This window comes from Halosimplex marinum (assembly GCF_051414075.1).
Lineage (GTDB): Archaea > Halobacteriota > Halobacteria > Halobacteriales > Haloarculaceae > Halosimplex > Halosimplex marinum.
In genome coordinates, this window is record NZ_JBLKNY010000002.1 from 43595 (window position 1) to 59158 (window position 15564).

Sequence of the window (15564 nt, forward strand, 5' to 3'; positions counted from 1 at the left end):
GAGTCGCGTCCGCCGCCGGGCATCGTCGACTCCTCTGGTCACCGACCCGGGCGGGGTCGTTTCGCGGGCGGGTCGTCGGGGCGACCAGTAGATTGATGTTCGTTTCAGTGAGAATGTCAGACCACAGGATGAGTACGCCGACGGTCAGCGTCGTGCTCCCGACGTACGACCGGTGCGAAACCATCGGACGAGCCGTGCGGAGCGTGCTGGAGCAGACGGTCGAGGACCTCGAGCTGATCGTCGTCGACGGCGGGTCGACCGACGGGACCGAGCGGGTGGTGGGTGAGATCGACGACGACCGGCTCCGATTCGTGCGGGAACCCGACGACGGACCGAGCGAGGCCCGAAACCGCGGGATCGACCTCGCGTCCGGGGCCTACATCGCGTTCCAGGACAGCGACGACGTCTGGGAGCCGTCGAAGCTGGAGAAACAGCTCGACCGCTTCGAGGCGGGCGGGGCCGACGTGGGGGTGGTGTACACGGCGTTCCGTCGGGAACTCCGCGACGGGACCGAACAGTACGTCCCGCGGACGGACGAGGTCGGCCGGACGAGCGGCGACATCCACCGGCAGTTGCTCGAGATGAACCTCGTGACGGCGTCGACGGCGCTGGTGCGACGCGAGTGCTTCCGGGAGCTGGGGGGCTTCGACGAGACGCTCCCGTCGATGGAGGACTGGGAGCTGTGGATCCGGCTCTCCGAGGAGTACGAGTTCGCGTTCGTCGACGAACCGCTCGTCCGGATGGCGACGCTGGACGACAGCCTCAGTCGCGACGTGGCGAAAAACGCGACCGGCCTCCGGCGAGTGCTGCGCAAACACCGCCGGAAGTTCCGCGACAACGACCCCGAACGCCTCGCGAGACTGTACTGGCGACTGGCCGAACTCGAACTGAAGGCGTCGGAGCCGGCTCGCACCGTCCGGTCGGTCGGCCGGAGTCTCCTCGCCTACGGACACAGTGCCCGCGAGAAGGTGACCGGGTAGCACGGGTATCGCCCGGACGGTCCCGTCCCCGGAACCGCCGGCGGGCCGGCGGTGCTCCGGCCACAGCGCCGGACAGTTCTCCCGGTAGATACACAGTTCGTTCGAACAGGTCGACGAAGATATCGTTTCACAGCAACACTCATATGGCACGTCGCGGAACGGGACGGGTGTGGTGTCGAGAACGCGGCCGTTCGCGGTCGACGGGACGCCCGCGACCGGATCGGTCGGACGGAGCGGACACCGGCGTGTCCGTGCGCGCGAGTCGATGAAGCGATGTCGGGGATAGCCGCGGTCGTCTCGGACGCCGAGGACCGCACCGACATCGCCGCGCTGCTCCGCCCGATGCGATACAGGGGCATCGACGGTGTCGACCACGTCCGGCTCGACGACGCCGAACTCGGGCACCTCCATCACGACACGCACCCGAACGAGCGCGGGGCGACCCAGCCGGTCGAAGTGGACGGCGCCTGGGTCACGGTCGACGGGCGCGTCGACAACCGTGAGCGGGTGCTCGACGCGCTCCCGTCGTCGGTCCAGGGGGCGGTCGGCGACGCGGAACTGATCGGCCACGCGTACGACCGGTGGGGGATCGACTGCCTGTCCGCTCTCGTCGGGGCGTACGCGGTAGCGATCTGGGACGCGGACCGGGAACGGCTGTACTGCGCGAGGGACAAGACGGGGATCCGGTCGCTGTACTACGCCGTCACGGGGGCCGACGAGTTGCTGGTCGCCTCGGAGGTCGGCGCGATACGCGCGATCGGAACCGACTGGCCGGTGAACGAGGGGCTCGTCGGCGAGTACCTCCTCGGGGACGTGGTGACGACGGGGGAGACGTTCTACGACGGGATCCGTTCGGTCCGGCCCGGCGAGTACGTGGCGTACGACCCGGGGGCGGACCGGGGATCGGTCGAGTCGGTCCGGTACTGGCCGACGAGCGAGGACGCCCGGCCGGAACCCGACGGCGACGCCGCGGCGGCGTTCGACGCGCTCCTCCGGCGTGCCGTGCGGGACCGGGGCCGGGCCGCCGACCCTCAGCCGGTGATGATGAGCGGCGGGATCGACTCGACGGCGGTCGCGGCGTATCTCGCCGAGGCCGCCTCGGAGCCGGTTCCGGCGTACTCGGTGGTCTTTCCCGACCGCGAGGAGATCACGGAGGAGTCGACTATCGACGCCCTCGCGGCCGACACCGACGTGGCGGTGACGAAGATCCGCGAGACGGCGGCCCTGCGGTCGTCGCGTCGCCGGCGGTGGCTCCTCCCCGACCACCCCTGCATCGACAGCACGTCGTTCGTCTACGAGTCCGTCTTCGACCGCGTGCCCCGCGGTCGGCGGGTCCTCCTCACCGGCCTCGGGGGCAACCTCTTCGACGGGTCGCCGGTCGCGCTGTCCGACATGCTCGCCGACCGCGAGTTCCGGCGGTTCGCCCGGACGGTCCGGAACGGTTCGCTCTCGGTCCCGGTCGCGCTGGCGTACGCGCTCGTCCCGTTGGTCACCACGAGGGACGCCGAACGGCTCCTTGACGGGCGGTGGTACCCTCCCTGGCCGGACTGGCTCGAACCGTCGTTCGCGGAGCGGGTCGACCTGGCCGCCCGCTTCCGGTCCGAGGCGCCGAGCGACCCGTTCCGGCGGGCGAGCGACCGCCGCATCGTCCGGGACCTGCGCGACCCGTACATGGACTTCGCGGCGGACAGCGCCCGGCGCCTCGCCCTCCGGCACGGGGTGGAACTGCGTCACCCCTGGATGGACGCGCGACTCGTCGAGTTCCTGCTGGGGCTGGACTCGGCGTCGCTGTACTGCGGCGGGACGTACAAGCGGTTGTTCCGGCGGGCGACCGCCGACGTATTGCCCCGGCCGGTCAGACGCCAGGGCGTGTCCGAGAACGCGTATTCGGCGGTCGTGCGCGACCGTCTCGCCGCCGACGGAGACCCCGACCGACGACCGCTGGCCGACGTCGACGCGCTCGGCGCGGACAGTCCCGCCGAGGCGCTCTCCGGCGGCGACCGCGACGGAGGGCTGAGGGCCTGGCGGTGGCTGACCGCGGCGGCGTTTCTCGATAGCTGACGGGGCTCGACGGCGCGAGGCGTCGCCGCTCCGCGCTTCGCACCCGACGTCGCCGCAGTTCCCGACGGGTCGCTCCGTCTCGGTCCCGCCGCGAAGGTCCGACCCGATCCGTCGGTTCGTCTTCCCCTCAATCGTATGTGTTTCCAAAACTGTTATTAAACTCGGTTGTTCAGAACAGCCAACGATGGATCGGGACGGAGCGGGTAGCGCGCCGTCGGTTTCGGTGGTCGTCCCGACTCACGACCGAGTTGACCTCTGTCGAGCGGCGTGCGACTCGCTGGAAACAGCGATCGACGGGTACGAGGGCGACGTTTCGGTCACGGTCGTCAACAGCGCGAGCGAACGGGTCACGGACGGAGACGACGAGCGCTTCGAGGAGATATCCGTTCGACGCGACCGGTCGGCGGCCGAGAAGCGCAACATCGGCTGGCGGTCGGCCGAGTCGGAGTGGGTCGCCTTCATGGACGACGACTGCACGGTCGATCCGGACACCTTCGAAATCCTGCGGGAGTACCTCGCGGACGCGTCCGGAGACGTCGGCGGGTTCTATCCGGTCACCGAGTTCAGCGGCGACACCGAACTCGGGTTCGAGGCCTGCGAGGGGACCTTCTTCACGAACCTGTTCAGGTTCGCGAGCCGGCGGGAGGAACTGGACTGGGGACCGCTCACCTTCGCGGTCTTCAGGCGGTCCGCGCTCGAATCGGTCGACGGTATCGACGAGTCGTTCGAGGTGAGCGGCGAGGACGTGGACCTCGGTGCGTCGATCCGGCGAGCGGGCTATCGACTCAGGGGCATCCCGGACACGATCGCCTATCACACCACTTCGACGTGGAACTCCGTCCGCGGGAACGCGAACCGGTTCTACGCGTACGGGTACGGCGAAGGGGACCTGAAGCGCAAACATCGGTCCCAGCGATACCTGCAGTTCAACAAACTCCCCTCGATCGCGCTCGCGGTTCTCGTTTCGGCTCTCGTGCTCTGGGTCGCGGTGACCCCGGCGGCCGGCGTCCTGTTCGTCGCCAGTTACGGGCTGGCGGGGCAACTCCTCTCCTATCGCTTCTACGACCGGCTCTGCGACAAGTCACCGCGAGAGCTGACGGTCCTCCGGTTGTACGTCTACGCGTTCGAACTGGGCGACACGGTCAGTTCGATCCGGTCGGGTCCCGTGACGAACGCGTTCCGGAGCTTCGAAGCGTTCGACTGGGGAACCGAGGGGTCGTCGCCGTCCGGACGGGAGCGGTGGGTGTATCCCGACGAGACGCCCCAGCTGAAGGCGATGGCACTGGCGTACGCCGTCGTCCTCTTCGCGGCGGTCGTCGCCGGGGTGGAACGATCGATATGACGGCCGAGTATCACCCGTCGTTCTGCGTCGTCGTCGCGACGCACCAGCGCGAGGCGCTCGCCGCGAAGTGCTGTCGGTCCGTTCGGGAGGCGATCGACGCCTACGAGGGGTCGGCTTCGCTCGTCGTGGTGAACAGCTCCGCGGAGCCGCTGTTCGACGACCCCGGCGAGGCGACGAGAGAGATCCACGTCCCGGACCTGCCGGGGGCGGCGGCCAAACGGAACCGCGGACTGCGCGCCGCCTCGGCTGAGTGGGTAGTGTTCGTCGACGACGACTGCGTGATAGACGCCGAGTCGCTCTCCGTCCTGGCCGGGGAGATACGGCGCCGAGACGACGACGACCTCGCGGGCATCTATCCCGTCACGGAGTTCGCCGGAAGCCGGACGAGGGCGTTTCGCGCGTGTGAGGACACGCGGTTCACGTCCGTGTTCACGCTGCCGGCGCGGGCGGAATCGGTCCCGTTCGGGGCCCTGACGCTCGCGGCGTTCGACCGGGAGAAGCTGACGGCCGTCGGCGGCTTCGATAGCTCGTTCACCGCGGGCGCGGGGGGCGAGGACGTCGACCTGGGGACGCGACTGCGGGAGGCCGGCGGGCGCCTGGTCGGCGTCTCCGACCCGCTCGTCCGGCACACGACGGCGACGTGGAACTCCGTCACCGGCAACGCGAGGCGCTTCTACGCCTACGGGCTCGGTGAAACCGACCTCCAGGTGCGACACGGCTCGAAACGGGTCCCGCGGCTGGACAGCCCGCTCGCTCTCGGTGCCGTGCTCGCGGCGGGGTCGCTCGCCGCGGGCGCCCTCTCCGGTCCGCTACTCGGGGCTGCCGTGGCGCCGATCTATCTCCTGGTCCACACGCTGGTGGCGGTATCGGGGAGCGTGCTCCGCGGCAAGACGCCGGCCGAAGCGCTCGTCTACCGACTGTACGGGTACGCCTACGGGGCCGGACGGCTCAGGCGCGCGCTCGCCGCCGGCAGGCCGGACGCCGCCCTGTACCAGTTCACCCCGTACGCCGACCCGGACTCGATCACGGGGCGAGGGACGCTCGTGATACGCGACGAGTACAGCCACCTGTTCGCGGTCGGCGTCGCGCTCGTCGGGACGCTCCTGCTCGCCGTCGCGTAGCGCGCTCGGAGCGCCGCGGACGCGCCGCCGGCCGGCCGGGAAGCGCGGCGGACGACGCGGCGAGTCGGCCGCCGCCGGACCGTGGGAACGGGCGCGGGACCCGGCGGGACCGCTCCGGCGGGCGGCGGCGCCACCGACGGAGATATATCCGAGAGCCGAGCACTGGAACGTGATGGGCCGAGAACACGACTCGGTGGTGATCACCGGCGGAACCGGATTCATCGGTCGGCGGCTGACCGAGGCGTTGCTCGGGTCGGACATGGCGGTCCACGTCGTCTCGCACGGCGAACCGCCGCCGACGCTCCGGGACGCGGACGGTGTCCGCACCCACGTGGCGGACGTCAGGGACCGGTCGGCCGTGACCGACCTCCTCGGGCGGGTCGCCCCGGACACCGTCGTCCACCTGGCGGCCCGGGACGACACCGGGAGCGAGCGGGGCCGGTTCGAGACGGTCGAGACGAACGTGATGGGGACGTACAACGTGCTCTCCGCCGCCGCGAGGAGCGGCGTCGAACGGGTCGTCTACGCGAGTTCGGCCTACCGGCGGGGCGCCGTCGGCGACGAACCGTCCCCGATCGACGTGTACGGCGCGTCGAAGGCGGCCGGGGAGCAGCTCTGTCGCGCCGTCGCGAGTCAGAGCGGGATCGACTGCGTCGTCCCCGTCGTCCACACCGTCTACGGCCCGTCACAGCCGCCCACCGACGGGCTGGTCCCCGCCGCAGCCGCCGCGGCCGTCGCCGGGGAGGACTTCGCCCCGAACTGCCCCGACCACGTGCGCGATTTCGTCCACGTCGCGGACGTGGTCGCGTTTCTCCGGGCGGCGATGGAGGCCGACACGGAGCGGAGTTTCGAGCGCGCGGAGGTCTGCAGCGGTCGCGGTCGCCGGGTGCGGGCGGTGGCCGAGCGGATCTACGAAGTCGCGGACGCTCCGGGCGAGGTCCGCCCCGCGTCCGACGCGGACTGCTCGCGAACCCCGGAGACGCTCGTCGGCGACCCCTCCGGCGCCGCGGCGCTCTGTGACTGGTCTCCGACGGTCGACTGGGAGACCGGGATCGAACAGGTGCTCTCGGCCCGGCGATAGCGCCCGGTCCGGACAGGCGACGCGGCGTCCGTCGACTGCGCCGCCCCGGGTCGGGGAAAACGTGATTCCCGGTCGGGACCAACGACCGCGTATGAGCCTGCCGGGGACGGTCGCGGATATCGGGGTCCTCGCGGCGTATCTGTGTGCGCTCGGGCTGGCAGGCTGGCTGGCCTATCTCACGGTCGGCCACCGCGTACACTACGGGCTCTCGGCGCTCGGGGTCGGGGCGCCGAGCGACACCGACCCGGCGGCGATGACGAACTGCGCCGCGTGCGGCGCCCGCAACGGGGAGGAACGGTCGGTCTGCCGGTACTGTTCGGAGCCGCTGGACGGCGAGGGCGACGGAGACGACCGATAGGGACCGATCCCGGTCGGACGATACCGGCTGAGACGTGGCGGGGGCCGGCAGTGGCCGGCCACAGGTCTAACCCGCACCGGCCCGAACGCACCGCGAATGCCGGACGACAAACGGGGCCGAGAGAAGCAGGACCGCGACCGGGAGAACAGACAGCGGCGGCGGGCGATCCTGGAGGAACTGGAACGGGGCGACGAGACCGAGCCGCCGGTCGACGAGGGCGAACTCGGGGACCTCGACGCGGAGCTGGAGACGATGGAGTTCCCGGCGACGGGCCAGGAGGTCGTCGAGGCGTTCGGGTACCACGAAGTCGAGTCAGAGGATGGGGACTACGAGCTGGGCGAGCTGATCCCCGGGACGATGACGGAGACCTACGAGTCGCCCGAGGCGGTGCGGATGCGAGTCCAGCGGCCGACCGTCGCCGCGGCGATGAAGCGGGTCGTCGAGGCCGCCGGCGAACACCAGTCGGCCGAGTTCGGCAGCTCGCAGTACGAGGCCTACGAGCGGACGTTCCGGGAGCTCAGGGCCATCGACGCCGTCGACGACGACGAGGGGATCGAGGTCGTGGCCGACTGGATCGTCGAGCGGATCCGGGAGGACGAATCGCTGCCGGGCTCGCGGGCGGTGCGCCGGCGGGCGGCGAAGTTCTGCCGCTCGAACGGCTACGAGGTCCGCAACGACGAGTGGCTCGGGGTGTGAGAAGGGGGCAGGCATTCCGGTCCGCCGCGGTTAGACCGGGCGACCGCCCACAGTGATTTCCCGCTCGGCCGCGAGGGGCCGACATGGAACGCGTCGCGTTCGACGAGTCGACCGACGGGCCGGCGGACGGCGTCGACCGCCGCGGCCTCTCCGGTCCGCTCGACACCGACGGCGTCGCGATCAACCGCTACCGGATCCCCCCCGGCGAGGGGTTCCCGAGCGGCCTCCACACCCACGCCGACCAGGAGGAGGTGTTCGTCGTCCTCGACGGGACCGCGACGTTCGAGACGCTACCCGGTCGCGACCCCGACGGGCCGAACGACTCGGGCGCCGGCTCCCGCGGTCCGGACGGCCCGCCGACCGGCCGCGAGGTCACAGTCCCGGCGGGCCAGGCGGTCCGGTTCGCCCCCGGCGAGTACCAGTCGGGGTACAACCGCGGCGACGACGACCTGGTCGCGCTGGCCGTCGGCGCGCCGCGGGAGACCACCGACGTTCGCGTGCCCGTCCGCTGTCCCGGCTGCGGGGCGGCCGACTTCGCGCTCGACGCCGGGGGCGAACGGCTGGCGTTCCGCTGCCCCGACTGCGGGACCGAGCGCGTCCCCGCGGCGTGTCCCGACTGCGGGAGCGACGCGCTGACGCTCACGCTCGACGGCGACGGTGCGGTCGTCGCGTCGTGTGACGGCTGCGGAGCGGCGTTCGACTCGCCGCCGTTCCGCGACTGAACCGGCGAGCTGTCGACTGCGGAACGGCGAGCCGTCGACCGCGGAACTTGCAAGCGGGCGGACGGCGAGAAGGGGCAAATATCGGGCGGTAGCGACCACAGCGCGGCCGCGAACGACGGGCGCAGATGTCCTCCTCCCGTCCGCCCGTTGTCGGCGGGTGAGCGGCCCGGCGACGGCGGCGCGGGCGTTTCGATGGCAGGCTCCGGACTGTTCGGCGTGGCTCCGCAACCGACGCACGGGGATATACGATGACAGACGACTCCGTCCTGCCGTTCGACACGCCGGAGGAATCGCGCCGATCAGTGATGAAAAAGAGCGCGCTCGCGGCCGCGGGCACCGCCGCCGCGTCCGGCGCGGGCGTCGCGGCGGCCCAGGACGATGACGACGACGGGGACGACGCCGAGGCCGCGGAGTCCCAGAAGGCGATCCTGTTCACCGACAGCGTGCGCCCGAGATCGGACTTCGTCGTCACGTCGCCGGTGATCCGGTGGAACCCGAACGTCGAGGAGGTCCGCGACAACGTCTGGTCGGACTACAACACCCGGATGATCCGCTACCTCGGGACCGGCGAGCGGGCGACCATCTTCGTCGCCGAGGAGGCCGAACTCCCCGAGTACGACGAGGAGGCCGGCTACGTCATCGACGACGCGGGCGACACCGCCGACGACGGCACGGTCCAGCCGGAGGTGTTCACCGTCCAGCCCGAGTTCACGCTGTTCGACACCGACGGCTGGCTCACGACGATCAACTTCACCGCGGTCGGTGAGGACGAGGAGGACGACCTGCTGGACAACGAGGACTGGTGGCTCGACGACGAGGACGACGACAACGGTACCGGCACCGCGACCGACTCCGGCTGACCACCCGCCGATAGCTCGCCGCGACAGCCCGGCACCCGGGTCGGACCGGCGGCCGCGGCCGTCGCGTTGCCCGGCCGCCACGAATCTAGACCCGTTCTATTGAAGTACCTCAATCGTCTACACCGCGACAAGCGATGAGCGAGGACTTCTACGAGGTGCTGGGGGTCTCCCGGGACGCCAGCGAGGAGGAGATCCAGCAGGCCTACCGGGAGAAAGCCCGGGAGTATCACCCCGACGTGAGCGACGAGGCCGACGCCGAGGAGAAGTTCAAGCAGGTCAAGAAGGCCAAGGAGGTCCTCACCGACGAGGAACAGCGGCAGATGTACGACCGGCTCGGCCACGACCGCTACGTCGAGGCCGACAAACACGGCGCCACCGACAACGGCGGCGCCGGCGCCGGCGGCATGGGGGGCATGGGCGGCATGGGCGGCGGAGGCGGCCAGGGCCCCTTCGGCGACATGTCCGACATCTTCGAGACGTTCTTCGGCGGGGGCGGGGGTCGCGGCGACTCCAACCGGCCCCGCCAGGGTCGGGACCTGCGCACCACCCTGGAGATCGACCTCGAAGACGCCTACCGCGGCGTCGAGAAGGAACTCAACGTCACCCGACCCGACACCTGCCCGGACTGCGACGGGAAGGGTCACCCGCCGGGCACCGACTCCCGGCAGTGCCCCGAGTGCAACGGCCGCGGGCAGACCACGACCACCCAGCAGACGCCGATGGGCCGCGTCCAGCAACGGCAGACCTGCCGCCACTGCGAGGGGGAAGGCACCGTCTACGAGGAGACCTGTTCGACCTGTCGCGGCGACGGCGTCGTCCGCGAGGACGCCTCTCTCTCCGTCGAGGTCCCCGCCGGCATCGAGGACGGACAGACCCTCCGCATGGAGCTGGAGGGCGCTCCCGGAGAGCGCGGCGGCCCGAAGGGCGACCTGCTCATCGAGGTGTCGGTGCGGGACCACCCCGACTTCGAGCGCGACGGCGCGGACCTGCACCACCAGGAGCCCATCTCCTTCCCGCAGGCCGTCTTCGGCGACACCATCGAGGTCTCGACGCTCGACGGCGCCGTCGAACTCGACGTGCCCGCCGGCACCCAGAGCGGCGAGACGTTCCGCCTCTCCGGCAAGGGGATGCCCCGCCTGCGCCGGCGCGGCGACGGCGACCTCTACGTCCAGGTCCAGGTCGTCACCCCCGACGACCTCAACAGCGAACAGAAGGAAGCCCTCGAAGCCTTCGCCGAGGCCGGCGGAGAGGAGGTCGACGTGGGCCAGGGCTTCTTCGAGAAGATCAAGGACAGTTTCTGAGAGCGTCCCGCCGGCGTCTCCCGCCGGGACGACACGACCCCCTCCTACGCGGTCCGGCGGACGTGCCGCCAGCCGCAGTTCTCGCAGTAGTACCCGTGTTTCACGTCTTCCACGAGGGGGCTCTCGCAGTCCGGGCACACCTCCAGTGACCGCCCCCCAGCGCTATCCGTTACCATACGACACGATCGGCGCCCGGGTCGGAAAGGTACACGCCGGATACGACCGTCTACGGCGCTGTTACCCGGAAGTAAGTCGATACTGTCTCCGTAGGGTACGGACTACCCGGATGAGCACCGCCGAGGGTGGTCGGCCTCCCGTCCCCGAATACTCCCACAGTACCGTGTCGGACTCCTTTTGCCGACACCGGCCGAAGCGCCGCCATGGACGTGATCGGGGACCTGGTCGCGCGCGAGCGCCGCGGCGACGCCATCGCGGTGCGGACCGACAGCCGGGCCGGGTCGTACAGCTACGGGAAGTTCTGCACGAACGCCTGGAAGACGGGCAACATCCTGCGTCACTACGGGGTCCGCGGCGGCGCGACCGTCGCCGTCGACGCCGGCCAGTCCCTGTCGCCGCCGCCGCTGCTCGCCCTGTTCGGCGCGAGCCTCCTGGGGGCGACGACCCGTTTCGACCCCGGCGAGTCGCCGTCGGCGAAGGCGCTCGTCGTCCCCGCGGCCCGCGCCGGCGCCTACGACCCCGACCCGGGAACGAAGACCTTCGTCTACGGCGACGTGCCCGCCGACCCCGAGTTCGCCCACTTCGAGGCCGAGATGTGGAGCGAGAACCCGACCGCCCCGCCGGACCGGGTCGCCCCCGACGATACCGCACTCGCGACCGACGACCGCGAGTTCAGCCACGGGCGACTGCTGACGGCCGCCGAGCGTGTCGTCGACGAGTACGGTCTCGACGCCGACGACGAGGTGGCCGTCCGGGCGCCGCTGACCGAGCCCGGGACCGTCGTCGCGGGCGTGCTCGCGCCGGTCGCCGCGGGCGCCACGGTGCTCGTCGACCGCGACTCGACCGGGACGGTCGCCGTCGCGGGCGGCGACGCGGCGACGACCGCGCCGGAATCGACCGTTATGGACCCGGAAGACGTGCTCTGAGTCCGCGGTCGACAGACAACGGGAGCGGAAAGACGAACGGTGACGCCTACTCCCCTTTCGGGCGGATGAAGTCCGCGAGCGCGACGGTCGTGCCGAGCAGCCACCCGAGCGGGACCGAGACCCCGATCCAGATGAGGACGTAGGCGAACTCGGTCATGTCGAATCGCTTGTCGAAGTAGTCCTTGAGACCGATCGGTCTGAGCACTTCGAGCCGGACGAAGTCCTTGATCATGTCGGCGTAAGCGATGCTGAACTGGGGCATGTCGTCGGAGACGAGCGCGGCGACGACCGGCGGCAGGAAGATGGCCGTCATCCCGAACGGGTACGCGAAGACGACCGTGGTGACCCGCCCGCCGACCGCCCGGAAGAACACGGCCAGCGCCGCCGAGACGACGGCGACGACGCTGGCGGCGATGATGGCGTTCGCCGCCTGGTTCGAGTAGTCCAGCCGGAACTCGACCAGCGCCGAGAGGCCGCCCCAGACGGCGATCGCGAGCAGGATGACGCCGACCGCGCCGAGTTTCTCCACCGACACGTCGATCTTCCGGGCGTGGAAGCGGACGACGACGCCGAACAGGGCCAGCGGGTACAGCACCGCGACGACGAGCGCCCCCAGCGCCGCCCACGCGTTGTACGTCACCTTCTCCCGGGTGGTCTCCGGTTGCCACTTCCCGAGGACGGTGTCGCCGGCCCCGCGCTGGCGCGGGTAGAGCAACTCCATCCACGTCTCGTGGAACTTGTTCAGGTCGAAGCGGACCGCTTCGACGACCCCCTGCCGGTTCCCGACTGACATATTCCGGAATTTGGCACCACCCTGTATACCTCTTCTGTTGCCCGGCGACGCCGATCGCTGTTCGCCATCGACAGGTTCTCTAAACGATAGGATCGGCCGTTATCGGACGGGCGCCGGCCGAGGCGGGGACGCCGGTCAGTCCCAGGCGTCGGGGGCGAAGCTGGTGTGGACCTGGCGGTCGGTGCGGTCGATGGCGTCGATGGTCGCCACGTCCTCCTCGTCCAGGTCGAGCGTCAGGCTCTCCCAGTTGTCGCGGATGTGCGCCTCGCTGGTGGCCTTCGGGATCGCGGTCACGCCCTTCTCGCGGAGCCACGCCAGCGACACCTGCGCCTCGCTGACGCCGTGTTTCTCGGCGATCTCCGAGAGTTCGGGCACGTCGAAGACGGCGCCGCGGGCCAGCGGCGAGTAGCCGACGAGTTCGATGTCCGTCCCCGCGACGTACTCGCGGAGCTCCGCCTGGGGCAGTAGCGGATGACACTCGACCTGGTTGGCGAAGATCGGCTCGTCGAGCACCTCGCGTGCCTCGTCGAGGTGGTGAGGCTCGAAGTTCGAGACGCCGATGCGGTCGACCAGGCCGCGGTCGACCAGTTCCTCGAAGGCGGGCAGCGTCTCCGCGGCGTCGTAGGTGCGCGAGGGCCAGTGGACGTACAGCAGGTCGACGCTGTCGACGCCGAGCTTGTCGAGGCTCTCCTCCGTGCTCTCGACCACGCCGTCGCGGTCGAGGTGGTCGATCCACGCCTTCGTCGCGAGGAAGACCTGCTCGCGAGGCACGTCGGCCGCGGCGATGCCGTCGCCGACGGCCGACTCGTTACCGTAGATCTGGGCGGTGTCGACGTGGCGATAGCCCATCTCCAGGGCCGTCCGGACGCTCTCCGCGCACTGCTCCGGGTTCTCGTTCTGCCAGGTTCCGATCCCGAACGTCGGCATCCCGTCGGCGCGCGGCACGCTCCCGGGAGTCTGACTGTCCTGTGACATACGCGACACTCGGGACGAGCGACCAATAGGGGTTGCGACTCCGGAAACCCCGCGGGACTACCCCTCCGACTCCTCGTCGTCCGTATCGACCGCGTCCGGCTGGTCCGCGTCGGCTTCGTCGTCGCCGTCCGTGCCGGCCTCTTCGCCCCCGTCGGTTCCAGAGCCGGCCTCGCCGTCCGGCTCCTCACCCGGGTCGCCCGCGTCGGCGGTATCCGCGCCGTCACCGCCCGCGTCGACGCCGCCGTCGCCCGCGTCGGTTCCGTCGTCGCCGTCCGCGTCGGCGCCCTCGTCCGCGCTCTCGACGCCGTCGTCGCCGTCCGCGTCGGTGTCGTCGATCTGACCGTCTTCGCCCGCGTCGGCGCCCTCGACGACAGTCTGGGCCCTCTGGACCTCTTCGGTTCCCTGGGTATCCGGTTCGGTGGTCTCGACGCCGCCGGTGTCGTCGGGGGGCCCCCCGCCGGCGTCGCCGGGCGGTCCGCCGCCGGTGTCCCCGGGCGGTCCGCCGCCGGTGTCGTCGGGACCCGACGCCTCGCCCTCGTCGCCGAGGAAGCGGTTGTAGAGCAGGCCCGCGCTCCCGAGCGCCACGATCACCGCGCCGACGCCGACCACGGCCGGCGAGAGCCCGCCGCCACCGCCGCCGCCAGTCGTCGTCGCGTCCCCGCCGCCGCCGCCCGCGGTCGTCCCCGGATCGTCCGACGGCGTCGCGGTCGGCGTCGGCGCCGCGGTGGCCGTCCCGTCGCCGCCCGTCGCGTCGGTGCCGCCTGGCCCGTCGGTGCCGCCCGGTTCGTCGGTCGGCGTCGGAGTGAACGTCGGGGACGACGTGGGCGTGGCTGTCGGGGACGGCGTGGGGCTGGGCGTCGGCGTGGCGACCTCCTCGCCGCCGACCTGCACGCCCCAGCCGGCGGCGGGTCCACCGGCCGACTCGGCCGTGCTCCCGACGCAGACCATCCCCTCCTCGTCGGTCAGGTGGAACGCCGAGAACTCGCTGGACCCGCTGCCGTACGTCGCCTTCCACTTCATCTCGCCGTCGATACCGAGGTTGGCCGCGAACCCCCGGGCGTCGTCGCCGGACCCGTTCGTGGCCGTCTCGCCGGCGGCGAAGTACTCCAGGTTACTGTACTCGACGCTGCGTAACACGGTGTAGGTGTCGGACTCGACGCGGGTCCCCCAGAGCTTGCCGCCGTTGACGTTGAACTCCAGCGCCCAGCCCCGTCGGTCGTTCGTCTGCGGGTTGAGGGCGTTGGCGCCGACGCCGACGAACCCGTTCCGCGTCTCGGCCACGTCGTAGAGGACGTTGTAGTCGTCGTACGGGTTGGTGGCCACGCCGGACTGTTTCTTGAACTGCCGGGAGAACACCTGGGTCCCCCCGTCGTCGAACTTGACCGCCCACCCCGCGGTGTCCCCGTCGGTGTCGTCGGTCTCGCCGACGGCGACGTACCCGCCCTCCGAGGCCGCGACGACCCCGTGGAGCTGGTTGCGGTCGCCGGGGCCGTACCGCTCCGTCCAGTCGATGCTCCCCTCGCCCGACAGCCGCGCGATCCACGCGTCCTCGAACCGGCTCGTCCAGCCGGCGAAGACGTACCGGCCCTCCGAATCGACGTCGACCGACCGCATCGTGTCGGTCGTCTCCGGCCTGGCGTTGAAGGTCCGGCGCCACTGCTCGGTCCCCTCGCCGTCGACGCGGACGGCGAGCGCGCTCTGTTCGCTCGACCCCTCGGCGTGGGTGTGGCCGGCGACGACGAACCCGTCGCCGACGGCCGCCACGTCGAACCCCTCCGTGACGGCGCGCTCGGCGACGGTCGTCTCCCACTCCAGTCGGCCGGCGCCGCTCACTCTGTAGAGCCAGATCTCCCTGACGTTGTCGCCGTCGCCGGGCTCGGTCGTCCCCGCGACGACGTACCCGCCGTCCCCGGCGGGCGCGAGGCCGTTCGCCGCCGCGCTCGTCCCCCGCTCGTACGTGCGGTCCCAGCGCGCCGGCGGCGCTTCCTGTCGGTCGCTCGCCGCCGCTCCGCCGGCGGCTCCGCTCGCCGCGAGCGCCCCCGCGCCCGCGAGACAGCATCCCCTGATGAATCGTCGCCTGCTCGGTTCCCGTTCCATGCCCGACGACGCGACCGGGAGCGGTAAAATCCTGTCGGCCCATCTATGGTAACCGCGGGCTCGCGCCGGCCGCG

Annotated in this window: 15 protein-coding genes; 11 read left to right on the forward strand and 4 right to left on the reverse strand. The window is 71.1% G+C overall.

Features of this window, described 5'->3' with window-relative positions; genetic code table 11:
- Positions 1-128 precede the first annotated feature (128 nt).
- The 10 genes from ACMGFI_RS00460 to dnaJ all read left to right on the forward strand — a co-directional run bounded on the left by ACMGFI_RS00460 (position 129) and on the right by dnaJ (position 10522).
- The gene (locus tag ACMGFI_RS00460) at positions 129-980 is read left to right on the forward strand and encodes a glycosyltransferase (protein WP_436906601.1); all 852 of its coding nucleotides are present in this window, start codon (positions 129-131) and stop codon (positions 978-980) included.
- Positions 981-1253: 273 nt separating this feature from the next.
- A complete protein-coding gene (locus ACMGFI_RS00465) occupies positions 1254-3041 on the forward strand; it encodes an asparagine synthetase B family protein (RefSeq protein ID WP_436906602.1) in 1788 nt (595 codons plus the stop codon).
- 184 nt (positions 3042-3225) lie between these two features.
- A complete protein-coding gene (locus ACMGFI_RS00470; RefSeq protein ID WP_436906604.1) occupies positions 3226-4383 on the forward strand; it encodes a glycosyltransferase family 2 protein in 1158 nt (385 codons plus the stop codon).
- Positions 4380-5504 (forward strand): glycosyltransferase family 2 protein, encoded by a 1125-nt coding sequence (locus ACMGFI_RS00475; protein WP_436906605.1) that lies wholly within the window; start codon positions 4380-4382, stop codon positions 5502-5504. The genes ACMGFI_RS00470 and ACMGFI_RS00475 overlap by 4 nt, the downstream gene beginning before the upstream one ends.
- A 172-nt stretch (positions 5505-5676) precedes the next feature.
- Complete coding sequence (locus ACMGFI_RS00480) at positions 5677-6585, forward strand: NAD-dependent epimerase/dehydratase family protein (protein WP_436906606.1); 909 nt, start codon at positions 5677-5679, stop codon at positions 6583-6585.
- A gap of 91 nt (positions 6586-6676) precedes the next feature.
- Positions 6677-6943 (forward strand): hypothetical protein, encoded by a 267-nt coding sequence (locus ACMGFI_RS00485; protein WP_436906607.1) that lies wholly within the window; start codon positions 6677-6679, stop codon positions 6941-6943.
- A 96-nt stretch (positions 6944-7039) separates the two neighbouring features.
- Positions 7040-7639 (forward strand): DUF5789 family protein, encoded by a 600-nt coding sequence (locus tag ACMGFI_RS00490; RefSeq protein WP_436906608.1) that lies wholly within the window; start codon positions 7040-7042, stop codon positions 7637-7639.
- 83 nt (positions 7640-7722) lie between these two features.
- Entirely contained in the window at positions 7723-8361 is a 639-nt protein-coding gene (locus tag ACMGFI_RS00495; RefSeq protein ID WP_436906609.1) for a cupin domain-containing protein, read from the forward strand.
- 248 nt (positions 8362-8609) lie between these two features.
- Complete coding sequence (locus tag ACMGFI_RS00500; RefSeq protein WP_436906611.1) at positions 8610-9221, forward strand: hypothetical protein; 612 nt, start codon at positions 8610-8612, stop codon at positions 9219-9221.
- A 134-nt stretch (positions 9222-9355) separates the two neighbouring features.
- Entirely contained in the window at positions 9356-10522 is a 1167-nt protein-coding gene (gene dnaJ, locus ACMGFI_RS00505) for a molecular chaperone DnaJ (protein ID WP_436906612.1), read from the forward strand.
- 44 nt (positions 10523-10566) lie between these two features.
- On the opposite strand, the gene ACMGFI_RS00510 is transcribed toward dnaJ, so the two are convergent.
- A complete protein-coding gene (locus ACMGFI_RS00510) occupies positions 10567-10698 on the reverse strand; it encodes a hypothetical protein (RefSeq protein WP_436906614.1) in 132 nt (43 codons plus the stop codon).
- 204 nt (positions 10699-10902) lie between these two features.
- On the opposite strand from ACMGFI_RS00510, the gene ACMGFI_RS00515 reads away from it, so the two are divergent.
- On the forward strand, positions 10903-11625 hold the full coding sequence (locus tag ACMGFI_RS00515; RefSeq protein WP_436906615.1) for an acyl-CoA synthetase family protein: 723 nt from the start codon (positions 10903-10905) through the stop codon (positions 11623-11625).
- Between the two features lie 46 nt (positions 11626-11671).
- Here ACMGFI_RS00515 and ACMGFI_RS00520 read toward each other — a convergent pair whose 3' ends face one another.
- The 3 genes from ACMGFI_RS00520 to ACMGFI_RS00530 all read right to left on the reverse strand — a co-directional run bounded on the left by ACMGFI_RS00520 (position 11672) and on the right by ACMGFI_RS00530 (position 15490).
- Entirely contained in the window at positions 11672-12418 is a 747-nt protein-coding gene (locus tag ACMGFI_RS00520; RefSeq protein ID WP_436906616.1) for a hypothetical protein, read from the reverse strand.
- A 135-nt stretch (positions 12419-12553) separates the two neighbouring features.
- Positions 12554-13393 (reverse strand): aldo/keto reductase, encoded by an 840-nt coding sequence (locus ACMGFI_RS00525; RefSeq protein ID WP_436906617.1) that lies wholly within the window; start codon positions 13391-13393, stop codon positions 12554-12556.
- Between the two features lie 57 nt (positions 13394-13450).
- Positions 13451-15490 (reverse strand): hypothetical protein, encoded by a 2040-nt coding sequence (locus tag ACMGFI_RS00530; protein WP_436906618.1) that lies wholly within the window; start codon positions 15488-15490, stop codon positions 13451-13453.
- Between the last annotated feature and the right edge of the window lie 74 nt (positions 15491-15564).

What these genes read in the sequence shown, in the direction of transcription:
- ACMGFI_RS00460 (WP_436906601.1), top strand. Translation starts at nt 129, where the DNA reads ATGAGTACGCCGACGGTCAGCGTCGTGCTCCCGACGTACGACCGGTGC.
- ACMGFI_RS00465 (WP_436906602.1), top strand. Translation starts at nt 1,254, where the DNA reads ATGTCGGGGATAGCCGCGGTCGTCTCGGACGCCGAGGACCGCACCGAC.
- ACMGFI_RS00470 (WP_436906604.1), top strand. Translation starts at nt 3,226, where the DNA reads ATGGATCGGGACGGAGCGGGTAGCGCGCCGTCGGTTTCGGTGGTCGTC.
- ACMGFI_RS00475 (WP_436906605.1), top strand. Translation starts at nt 4,380, where the DNA reads ATGACGGCCGAGTATCACCCGTCGTTCTGCGTCGTCGTCGCGACGCAC.
- ACMGFI_RS00480 (WP_436906606.1), top strand. Translation starts at nt 5,677, where the DNA reads ATGGGCCGAGAACACGACTCGGTGGTGATCACCGGCGGAACCGGATTC.
- ACMGFI_RS00485 (WP_436906607.1), top strand. Translation starts at nt 6,677, where the DNA reads ATGAGCCTGCCGGGGACGGTCGCGGATATCGGGGTCCTCGCGGCGTAT.
- ACMGFI_RS00490 (WP_436906608.1), top strand. Translation starts at nt 7,040, where the DNA reads ATGCCGGACGACAAACGGGGCCGAGAGAAGCAGGACCGCGACCGGGAG.
- ACMGFI_RS00495 (WP_436906609.1), top strand. Translation starts at nt 7,723, where the DNA reads ATGGAACGCGTCGCGTTCGACGAGTCGACCGACGGGCCGGCGGACGGC.
- ACMGFI_RS00500 (WP_436906611.1), top strand. Translation starts at nt 8,610, where the DNA reads ATGACAGACGACTCCGTCCTGCCGTTCGACACGCCGGAGGAATCGCGC.
- dnaJ (WP_436906612.1), top strand. Translation starts at nt 9,356, where the DNA reads ATGAGCGAGGACTTCTACGAGGTGCTGGGGGTCTCCCGGGACGCCAGC.
- ACMGFI_RS00510 (WP_436906614.1), bottom strand. Translation starts at nt 10,698, where the DNA reads ATGGTAACGGATAGCGCTGGGGGGCGGTCACTGGAGGTGTGCCCGGAC.
- ACMGFI_RS00515 (WP_436906615.1), top strand. Translation starts at nt 10,903, where the DNA reads ATGGACGTGATCGGGGACCTGGTCGCGCGCGAGCGCCGCGGCGACGCC.
- ACMGFI_RS00520 (WP_436906616.1), bottom strand. Translation starts at nt 12,418, where the DNA reads ATGTCAGTCGGGAACCGGCAGGGGGTCGTCGAAGCGGTCCGCTTCGAC.
- ACMGFI_RS00525 (WP_436906617.1), bottom strand. Translation starts at nt 13,393, where the DNA reads ATGTCACAGGACAGTCAGACTCCCGGGAGCGTGCCGCGCGCCGACGGG.
- ACMGFI_RS00530 (WP_436906618.1), bottom strand. Translation starts at nt 15,490, where the DNA reads ATGGAACGGGAACCGAGCAGGCGACGATTCATCAGGGGATGCTGTCTC.